At 70.3% G+C, this 9,107-nt stretch carries 8 protein-coding genes; 3 read left to right on the top strand and 5 right to left on the bottom strand.

Features of this window, described 5'->3' with window-relative positions; all coding sequences use genetic code 11:
* Nucleotides 1-59: 59 nt before the first annotated feature.
* Nucleotides 60-278 carry a DUF7455 domain-containing protein gene (locus ACYVJ3_RS10555; protein WP_460852926.1) on the bottom strand — a complete coding sequence of 73 codons (219 nt, stop codon included), beginning with the start codon at nt 276-278 and terminating at the stop codon, nt 60-62.
* 180 nt (nt 279-458) lie between these two features.
* Between ACYVJ3_RS10555 and ACYVJ3_RS10550 the strand changes: the two genes are divergently transcribed.
* Both ACYVJ3_RS10550 and ACYVJ3_RS10545 read left to right on the top strand, forming a co-directional pair.
* A complete protein-coding gene (locus ACYVJ3_RS10550) occupies nt 459-2,573 on the top strand; it encodes a DNA gyrase/topoisomerase IV subunit B (RefSeq protein ID WP_460852925.1) in 2,115 nt (704 codons plus the stop codon).
* Nucleotides 2,573-2,968 carry a hypothetical protein gene (locus tag ACYVJ3_RS10545; RefSeq protein WP_460852924.1) on the top strand — a complete coding sequence of 132 codons (396 nt, stop codon included), beginning with the start codon at nt 2,573-2,575 and terminating at the stop codon, nt 2,966-2,968. The genes ACYVJ3_RS10550 and ACYVJ3_RS10545 overlap by 1 nt, the downstream gene beginning before the upstream one ends.
* Nucleotides 2,969-3,007: 39 nt before the next feature.
* Here ACYVJ3_RS10545 and ACYVJ3_RS10540 read toward each other — a convergent pair whose 3' ends face one another.
* Genes ACYVJ3_RS10540 through ACYVJ3_RS10525 form a run of 4 tightly spaced genes read right to left on the bottom strand, consistent with a single transcriptional unit; the run spans nt 3,008 to nt 8,420 of the window.
* The gene (locus tag ACYVJ3_RS10540) at nt 3,008-3,502 is read right to left on the bottom strand and encodes a beta-class carbonic anhydrase (RefSeq protein ID WP_460852923.1); all 495 of its coding nucleotides are present in this window, start codon (nt 3,500-3,502) and stop codon (nt 3,008-3,010) included.
* Nucleotides 3,503-3,523: 21 nt separating this feature from the next.
* Nucleotides 3,524-5,239: an MFS transporter gene (locus ACYVJ3_RS10535; RefSeq protein WP_460852922.1), complete on the bottom strand. Its 1,716-nt coding sequence runs from the start codon at nt 5,237-5,239 to the stop codon at nt 3,524-3,526.
* 8 nt (nt 5,240-5,247) lie between these two features.
* On the bottom strand, nt 5,248-5,946 hold the full coding sequence (locus tag ACYVJ3_RS10530; protein WP_460852921.1) for an LppX_LprAFG lipoprotein: 699 nt from the start codon (nt 5,944-5,946) through the stop codon (nt 5,248-5,250).
* 5 nt (nt 5,947-5,951) lie between these two features.
* On the bottom strand, nt 5,952-8,420 hold the full coding sequence (locus ACYVJ3_RS10525; protein WP_460852920.1) for a DNA gyrase/topoisomerase IV subunit A: 2,469 nt from the start codon (nt 8,418-8,420) through the stop codon (nt 5,952-5,954).
* 74 nt (nt 8,421-8,494) lie between these two features.
* On the opposite strand from ACYVJ3_RS10525, the gene ACYVJ3_RS10520 reads away from it, so the two are divergent.
* Complete coding sequence (locus tag ACYVJ3_RS10520; protein ID WP_460852919.1) at nt 8,495-9,103, top strand: dihydrofolate reductase family protein; 609 nt, start codon at nt 8,495-8,497, stop codon at nt 9,101-9,103.
* Nucleotides 9,104-9,107: the final 4 nt, after the last annotated feature.

The raw sequence follows: 9,107 nt of genomic DNA, 5'->3' as shown, positions 1-9,107 counted from the left end.
CCGGGAAAGGCCGAGGCCCCGGGCGGACGCCCGGGGCCTCGGTGTGGAAGTCGGTGGACTCAGTCGTTGGCCGGAGCCGGCTTGTCGGTGAGCTTGTGGGTCTCGTCCTGGACGGCCACGGCGATCTCCTTGAGCTTGTCGCCGTGCTCGCGGGCGTGGTGGCCGCAGAACAGCAGCTCACCGCCGGTGCCGAGCTCGACACGAAGGTAGGCCTGGGCTCCGCACCGATCGCAACGGTCCTCGGCGGTCAGCGGGGCGGGGGCAACTGCAGTTGTCACGTCGGCCTCTCTCTCTTCGTTCTCCAAGGTGTTCCCCACACCCTGGTGTCCGGATCAACGTAGTCCGTAGACCAAAGATTCCCTGATCGATGTGCATCCAATCACGCGAATATCGAGCCCACTGCCGTTGAGCCACATCGTGACCCCGGCGTGACCCGTGTGCCTGCACCGTGGCACGGCGTGTCGCCGGTAGATTCGGGCACTCACGAGGAGGGTTGCATCATCGCCGACAACACCTACAACGCCGCTCATCTCCTGGTCCTCGAGGGACTGGAGGCGGTGCGCAAGCGCCCGGGCATGTACATCGGCTCGACCGACACCCGCGGACTCATGCACTGCGTCTGGGAGATCATCGACAACGGTGTCGACGAGGCGCTCGGCGGGCACGCCGGCAAGGTCGAGGTGACGCTGCACGGCGACGGCTCCGTCGAGGTGTACGACGACGGCCGCGGCATCCCGACCGACAAGGAGCCCAAGAGCGGGCTGTCCGGTGTCGAGCTGGTCGCGACCAAGCTCCACGCGGGCGGCAAGTTCGGCGGCGGCTCCTACAACGCCACCGGTGGCCTGCACGGCGTCGGCCTGTCGGTCGTCAACGCGCTCTCGAGCCGGATGGACATCGACGTCGACCGCTCGCCGGCGACCCAGGGCATGAGCTTCCAGCGCGGCGTACCCGGTGTCTTCGACGGCGAGGGCCCCGCGGCGAAGTTCACCCAGCAGTCGGGCCTGACCCGCAAGGGCGGCCGCGTCACCAAGACCAAGCACGGCACCCGGATCCGGTTCTGGCCGGACCGCCAGATCTTCACCAAGGACGCCGAGTTCCTCCTCGACGGCCTGATCGGTCGCGCCCGGCAGACGTCCTTCATCGTCCCCGGCTTCGAGCTGGTCATCCGCGACCAGCGCGCCCAGGACCAGGCCGAGTGGACCGAGGAGAGCTTCCGCCACGACGGCGGCATCGGCGAGTTCTGCGAGTTCCTGGCCCAGGACGAGCCCGTCACGGACGTGATCCGGCTGCAGGGCAGCGACACGTTCACCGAGACCGTGCCGCTGCTCGACGAGCAGGGCCACATGACGCCGCAGGACGTCGAGCGTGAGCTGACCGTCGACGTCGCCGTGCGGTGGGGGACCGGCTACGACACGACCGTCCGGTCCTTCGTCAACGTGATCGCGACGCCCAAGGGCGGCACCCACGTCTCGGGCTACGAGACGGCGCTGACCAAGACCTTCAACGACGCGATGCGCGCCTCCAAGGCGCTCAAGGTCAACGACGACGACGTCATCAAGGACGACATCCTCGAGGGCATGACCGCCATCGTCACGGTGCGCCTGGCCGAGCCCCAGTTCGAGGGCCAGACCAAGGAGATCCTCGGTACGCCGGCCGCACGGACCGTCGTGCGCAAGGTGGTGGCCGCGCAGCTCAAGGAGTTCCTGACCTCCACCAAGCGCGCCGAGAAGGCCCAGGCCAAGCTGCTGATGGAGAAGGTCGCCGGTGCGGCCAAGACCCGCATCGCGGCGCGCCAGCACAAGGAGACCCAGCGACGGAAGAACGCGCTGGAGTCCTCCTCGCTGCCCGCCAAGCTCAACGACTGCCGCTCCGGTGACAACGAGCGCACCGAGCTGTTCATCGTCGAGGGTGACTCCGCGCTCGGAACCGCCAAGTTCGCGCGCAACTCCGAGTTCCAGGCACTGCTGCCGATCCGCGGCAAGATCCTCAACGTCCAGAAGGCGTCCGTGGGCGACATGCTCAAGAACGCCGAGTGCTCCTCGATCATCCAGGTCGTCGGCGCGGGCTCGGGGCGCACCTTCGACCTCGAGGCACGCCGCTACGGCCGGATCATCTTCATGGCCGACGCCGACTCCGACGGCGCCCACATCCGCACCCTGCTCGCGACGCTGTTCTTCAAGTACATGCCCGACCTGGTGATGGCGGGCCGGGTCTACACCGCCGTGCCGCCGCTGCACCGGATCGAGGTCTCCAACCCCAAGAAGGGGCAGGAGAAGTACATCTACACCTATTCCGACGACGAGCTGCAGCGCAAGCTCGCCGAGCTGCGCAAGAAGAACGTGCGGTGGAAGGACCCCGTCCAGCGGTACAAGGGCCTGGGCGAGATGGATGCCGCGCAGCTCCGTGAGACCACGATGGACCCGCGCCACCGCACCCTGCGCCGGCTCACCGTCGACGACGCGGCCGACGCCGCCGAGGTCTTCGAGCTGTTGATGGGCTCGGACGTGGCACCTCGCAAGGAGTTCCTGGTCCAGGGCGCCTACGAGATCGACATGGCGGCGCTGGACGCCTGATGAGCGCTGTCGCGGACCGCGCCGCTGTCGCCAGGGTGCTCAAGGGCGCCGGAGCGAAGGCGCGGCGTGGTCACCTGCGCCTCCAGGTCGGCGAGCTGTGCTGGTACGTCGACTCGCGGGTCTCGGGCGCCGGCGCGCGTCAGCGGCTGGTGCTCGAGGTCGGCTGCTGGACGGCGTCGCTCCCGCCCGAGCCGGACGGCGGCGCTGTCGACTGCCCGCTGCTGGTCGACGTCGACGTCACCTCGGACCCGGTCGGCGCGACCACCGGTCTGGTCGCCGAGCTGTCGGGCGTCGGGGACCTCGCCGCTCTCGGTGGCTGGCTGGACTCCCGGGCCGACGTGCTCGTCGATGCGCGGCTGCGGGCCCTGCTCCCCGACGATCCCGGGCGAGGCTGACGGACGACCGTCAGCACGCCCAGAGACGCGGAACCCGAGTCAGACCTTCTGGCTCAGCAGGCCCGAGTCGACGTCGTAGACGAAGCCACCGACGGAGACCGTGTCGGGGATGAGCGGGTGCGCCTTGACGCGCTGCACGTCGCGGACCAGTGCGGCGTCCTGGCCGTCGGTGATCGGCAGGGTCAGCCAGGAGGTGTCCTGGCCCGTGGAGGCGTCGAGCTTCTCGCGCAGGACCGACTCGGGGTTGCTCGCCACCGCGCAGCGGGTGTGCGGGATGACCATGATCCGGCTGACGTTGAGCATGTGCACCGAGATCACCAGCGCATCGAGCGTCAGGTCGTCGACCCGACCGCCGGGGTTGCGCAGGATCTTGGCGTCACCCGCGTTGAGGCCGACCACGCCGAGCGGGTCGATGCGGGAGTCCATGCAGGTCACGATCGCCACGCCGGCGCGTGCGATGCCGTCGAAGCCGCCGAGCTGGAAGTCGCCGGCGAAGGCCTTGTTGGCCTCGAGGAGGTCGTCGAAGTCACCCATGGGGGTGAGGTTATCGATCATTCACCCGCCGGTCAGCAGGGACTCGGCGAGATCCACGCCACGTGCATGCTTCGCCCGCAGAAGGGGTAGCGCCACCGCGCCGGCGGTCAGCGCGACGACGCCGGCGCCGAGGAACACCGCGTGCTCCTGGAGGATGCCGAGCCGATCGAGGTCCCAGGACGGGTGGGCGTCGCGGGCGGCGTACAGGCGGCGCAGGCCGATCGTGGTCAGCGCCGAGATACCGACCAGCATGCCGATCATCCGTGCCACGACGACCAGCGCCGAGGCGAGACCGTGCGTGTCGTCCGGCGTGCTGACCAGCATCGCGGCGTTGACGGGCGCGAGGGCGAGGCCGAAGCCGAGGCCGCCGAGGAACAGCGGGACCACGGTCCAGTGGTGTGCGAGCGTGGTCATGCCCCAGCTCGACATCCAGAAGAACGAGTCAGCCGCCAGCAGCATGCCGATCGCCGTGATCGGGCCGGGACCGAGGTGGCGCAGCAGCCAGCCGCCGGCGACCGCACCGACGGGTACGCCGACCAGGAACGCCAGCAGCACCAGGGCGGCCTTGAGCTGGGAGTCGGGATAGACGGTCGTGCGGGCGAAGAGCGGGATGTCGACGAGCGCCGCGATCAGGGCGAACCCGACCAGGAAGCTGACGACCAGCGAGCCCCACGCCGGCGTCCGGCGCAGGGCGCCGCGCGGGATGATCGGTGCCTTCGCGGTCCGCAGGTGCAGCACGAGGAGCACGCCGGCCACGGCGCTGCCGAGGAGGTACCACCAGCCCTGCGGGGCGAACACCGCGACCTTCGGGTCCGCGGTCGCGAACGCCAGCACGATCCCGGCGAGTGCGATCGCCAGCAGCAGCGCGCCACGCAGGTCGGCGTCGCGCAGGTTCGTGCCCCACGCGCGCAGGTCCACCAGCGGTCGCCTCGCGACCAGGCACCACGCCACGAACAGCACCGCTCCACCCATCGCCACGCTGCCGATGGGGGTCAGCCAGGCGCTGCCGTGGTCGGCGTACGGGATGAAGATCTGACCCCAGGTCAGGTCGCGCTTGATCTGGTCGACCTGGACGTAGACCAGGAAGGTCGCGCCGAGCGCGATCGCTGCGAGGACCACGCCGACGAGGTCGGGGCGGCGGCGCCGCCGGTCGCTGGTTGAGTAGTCCGAGCCGCTAGGCGAGGACGTATCGAAACCGACCATGCGCAGGACGCCTGCCAGGACCAACCCCACGACCAGGTTGATCCCGAAGATCAGCCGCCACGGGCCGGCGGCGAGGACCAGGGCGCCGTACAGGGGGCCCAGGACCGAGCCGATCTCCTGGACCGCGGAGACCAGGCCGAGGGGGAGTCCGCGGCTCTCGGGCGGGTAGAGCGCGGCGACCATCGCCAGCGTCGCGGGCACCAGGCCGCCACCGCCCACGCCCTGGAGGAAGCGGCCGACGACGAGCGAGGTCAGGTCGGAGGAGATGGCGGTCAGCAGCGAGCCGAGCGCGAAGACGACCAGCGAGGCGACCAGCACCGGCACGGGGCCGCGCAGGTCGGCGATGCGGCCGATGAGCGGGAGGATCGCGACGTACCCCAGCAGGAAGCCGGAGACGATCGGGGCGGCGCGCTGGAGCTGCTCGACCGAGAGGCCGACGCCGCTCATCATGTCGGGCAGGGCCAGGACGACGACGTAGGTGTCGATCGCGGCGAACGCGACCGCGATGGCCGCGATCGCCAGCACGGGCCTCACGGCGCCCACTACTTCGGGGCCTTGATGTCCTTGGTGACGTCGTACTTGGTGACGGAGATCGTGTACGTCACCGGGCCGGCGTCGGGGAAGAACTTGCCGGTGAGCTCGGCGCTGCGCAGCGCTCCGTCGTCGGTGACGGTGTACGTCGTGTCGAAGGAGTCGCCGCTGGCGCAGGGGAGCACCTTGCGGATCGCGTCACCGGGCGTGGTGCCGGAGTAGGGGGTGACCACGACCGAGGCGTCGTCGGTGTCGCGCTCGGACGTGCCGGCCTTGAGCCCGGTCGCCGCGGTGAGCAGCGCCGAGACGCCCGAGGACGGGTCGAGCAGCGTGGCCGGGTCGGGCGCGCAGAGGTCCTTGGGCTGGTACTGGTCGGTCCAGCCGATCAGGGGCGCGTCGATCCAGAGCGTGCCGTCGACGGAGATCACGTGGATGCTGCTCGCCGGGAAGCCGCTCACGCGCCCTGCGACCGTGCCGTCGAAGGAGGGCGGGTCGGCGACGATGGTGCCGTCCGCGGCCTTGAGGTAGTCGCCGCCCGGGTCGTCGGGGGTGCTCAGGGAGACCTCGACGCCGCTGGTGTTGTCGAGCTTGGCCTTGGCGGCTGCCATGGCGTCGGCGGGCGGCAACTTGTCGCCACCCCCGGAGCCGCACCCCGTCAGCGCGAAGGTCAAGGACGCAGCGATCGCGACAGGGGCGAGAGCGAGCTTCATGGCGCTCACCCTACGGTCACCAGCGCCGTCAGGGGACCGCTGCAGGCAGCGATCGCCTGAGCACCTGGTACGCCGGACCCGTCGCGCTTGCCGGTCGCCTCCGGCAGGTCGATCGGGGCGCCGCTCTGGGCGGCTGCACGGGCCGGGAGCGGACCGGCCCAGGCGAAGACCAGCGCGTCCTCGCCCTTGAGGAAGCGGTGGCAACGTACGCCGCCGGTCGCGCGTCCCTTGGCGGGGTACTCCCAGAAGTCGGTGACCTTGACGGCGCCGACCTCGGTGCCGGGGAGCGCGGTCGACGAGCCGGATGCCGTCACCAGCACGACGCCGTCGGCGGCCTTGAGGTCGAGGGCGCCGAACCAGACGACGCCCTGCCGCTCCGCGAGACGTACGCCGGACATGCCACCGCCGCTGCGGCCCTGGGGGCGCACGTTGCCGGACGGGAAGTGCAGCAGCTGCGCGTCGGTCGTGACGAAGCAGAGCTCCTCCTCGCCGGTGGCCAGCTGGATCGCGCCGACGACCTCGTCGCCGTCCTTGAGGCCGATCACGTCCCACTCGTCGCGGCTGAGGACCTCCGGGTTGACCCGCTTGACGACACCCTGCTTGGTGCCGAGCGCCAGGCCGGGACCCTCGGTGTCCAAGGTGGTCAGCGCGAGGGCGCGCTCGCCGGCGGCGAGCGAGAGCACCTCGGAGAGCGGCAGGCCGCCCTGGAGGTTGGGCTCGTTGGCGCTGGGTGGGATGGCGGGCAGGTCGAGCACGGCGAGCCGGAGCAGGCGGCCGGCCGAGGTGATCACGCCGACATCGGCGCGCGCGGTGGTGCGGACCGCGGAGACGATGACGTCGTGGTTGGCGCGCGGACCGCCCGTGCCGATCTCCTCGGCGCTCATCGTGCGGGCCAGCAGGCCGGTCGAGGACAGCAGCGCGATGCAGGGGTCGTCGGCCACCTCGAGGGAGGCGGTGGCCGCGGTGACGGCGGCGGTGCCGGCGGACTCGAGCAGCACGGTGCGGCGCGGGGTGCCGTAGGTCTTGGCGACGTCGGCGAGCTCCGAGGAGACGACCTTCTTGAGCAGGCTCTCGTCGGCGAGGATCGCGTCGAGCTCCTCGATCTCCTTGCGCAGCGCCTCCTGCTCCTTCTCCAGCTCGATGCGGGAGAAGCGGGTGAGCCGGCGGAGCTGCATCTCGAGGATGTAGTCGGCCTGCGGCACGCTCAGGTCGAAGACCGACATGAGTCGCTCCTTCGCCGCCGCGGAGTCGTCGGAGGTCCGGATGACCTGGATGACCTCGTCGATGTCGAGCAGCGCGATCAGCAGGCCGTCGACCAGGTGGAGGCGCTCGGCCTTCTTGTTGCGGCGGAACTGGCTGCGGCGGCGTACGACGTCGTAGCGGTGCTCGAGGAACACCATCAGCAGCTCGCGCAGGCCGAGCGTGCGGGGCTGGCCCTCGACGAGCGCGACGTTGTTGATGCCGAAGGAGTCCTCGAGCGGCGTCTGGCGGTAGAGCTGCTCGAGGATCGCCTCGGGGACGAAGCCGTTCTTGACCTCGATGACCAGGCGCAGGCCGTGGACGTGGTCGGTGAGCTCCACGACGTCGGCGATGCCCTGGAGCTTCTTGGCCAGGACCAGCTTCTTGATCGCCTCCCGGACCCGTTCGGTGCCGACGCCGTACGGGAGCTCCGTGACGACGATGCCCTTGCGCCGGCCGATCGTCTCGATGCGTGCGGTGGCGCGCATCTTGAACGACCCGCGGCCGGTCTCGTAGGCATCGCGGATGCCGTCCAGGCCGACGATCTTGCCGCCGGTCGGCAGGTCGGGGCCCGGGATGAACCGCATCAGGCCCTCGGTGTCGGTGTTCGGGTGCTGGATCAGGTGGCGCAGCGCCTGCACCACCTCCACCAGGTTGTGCGGCGCCATGTTGGTGGCCATGCCGACCGCGATGCCGGTGGTGCCGTTGACCACCAGGTTGGGGATGGCGGACGGCAGGACGGTCGGCTCGAGCTCGCGGCTGTCGTAGTTGGGCTTGAAGTCGACGGTCTCCTCGTCGATCGACTCCGTCATCGCCATCGCCGGCGGCGCCATCCGGCACTCGGTGTATCGCATCGCGGCGGGCGGGTCGTCCGGCGAGCCGAAGTTGCCGTGGCCGTCGATGAACGGGAGCCGCAGCGACCACGCCTGCGCCGTACGGGCGAGGGCGTCGTAGATCGCACCGTCGCCGTGCGGGTGCAGGCGACCCATCACCTCACCGACGACGCGGGCGCACTTGACGTGACCACGGTCGGGCCGCAGGTTCATGTCGTTCATCGTGTAGAGGATGCGGCGCTGGACCGGCTTGAGGCCGTCGCGGGCGTCGGGCAGGGCACGGGAGTAGATGACGGAGTAGGCGTACTCCAAGAAGGACGACTGCATCTCGTCCTTGATGTTGGTGTCGAGGATGCGCTCCTCGAAGTCCTCGGGCTCTGCCTTGGTCGTACGACGTGCCATAACCGGTCATTCTTCCGGTCGGTGCCGACGCTGCGACACGCGGCGCGCCGCCGGGGTGGGGTGATCATGGACCGATGAGCACCGGTTCGGCCCAGGTCCTGATGCACGCGGTGGTGTCGGTCGACGGCTTCATCGCCGACGAGCACGACGACGTGGGGCCGCTGTTCGACTGGTACTTCAACGGCGACCGGCCGATCCTCGACGACGCGGGCGACTCCCGCGGCCCGTTCCGGATCTCCGCGGCGTCGAGTGAGTACGTCGGCGCGATGTGGTCCTCCATCGGCGCGACCGTGATGGGCCGGCACCTGTTCGACCTCACCAACGGCTGGGACGCCAAGCCACCGGCCGGGGACCACCTGCTCGTGGTCTCGCACCGGCCCAAGCCCGACGGCTGGCACCCGGAGGCGGACGTCCCCTTCTTCACCTCGGTGGCGGAGACGATCGCCGAGGCACGCGCGCGTGCGGGGGACCGTGCGGTCGCGCTCACCGCGGGCGATGTCGGCGGCCAGGCACTCGCGCTCGGGCTGGTCGACGAGGTCGCCATGGACGTCGTACCCGTCGTCCTTGGGCGCGGGAAGCGGTTCTTCGGGGCGCTCGAGGAGCAGGTGATGCTGGAGGACCCGGACGTCGTCATCGCCGGTGATCGGGTGACGCACCTTCGGTATCGCGTACGACGTGGATAGATTT

It is taken from the genome of Nocardioides montaniterrae, assembly GCF_054782655.1.
The sequence above is the reverse complement of the archived record's forward strand: the minus strand, read 5'-3'. Positions and strand labels throughout refer to the sequence as shown.

Excerpts from the sequence above, each read along its gene's own strand:
- ACYVJ3_RS10545 (WP_460852924.1), top strand. The coding sequence starts at position 2,573 with ATGAGCGCTGTCGCGGACCGCGCCGCTGTCGCCAGGGTGCTCAAGGGC.
- ACYVJ3_RS10540 (WP_460852923.1), bottom strand. The coding sequence starts at position 3,502 with ATGGGTGACTTCGACGACCTCCTCGAGGCCAACAAGGCCTTCGCCGGC.
- ACYVJ3_RS10530 (WP_460852921.1), bottom strand. The coding sequence starts at position 5,946 with ATGAAGCTCGCTCTCGCCCCTGTCGCGATCGCTGCGTCCTTGACCTTC.
- ACYVJ3_RS10525 (WP_460852920.1), bottom strand. The coding sequence starts at position 8,420 with ATGGCACGTCGTACGACCAAGGCAGAGCCCGAGGACTTCGAGGAGCGC.
- ACYVJ3_RS10520 (WP_460852919.1), top strand. The coding sequence starts at position 8,495 with ATGAGCACCGGTTCGGCCCAGGTCCTGATGCACGCGGTGGTGTCGGTC.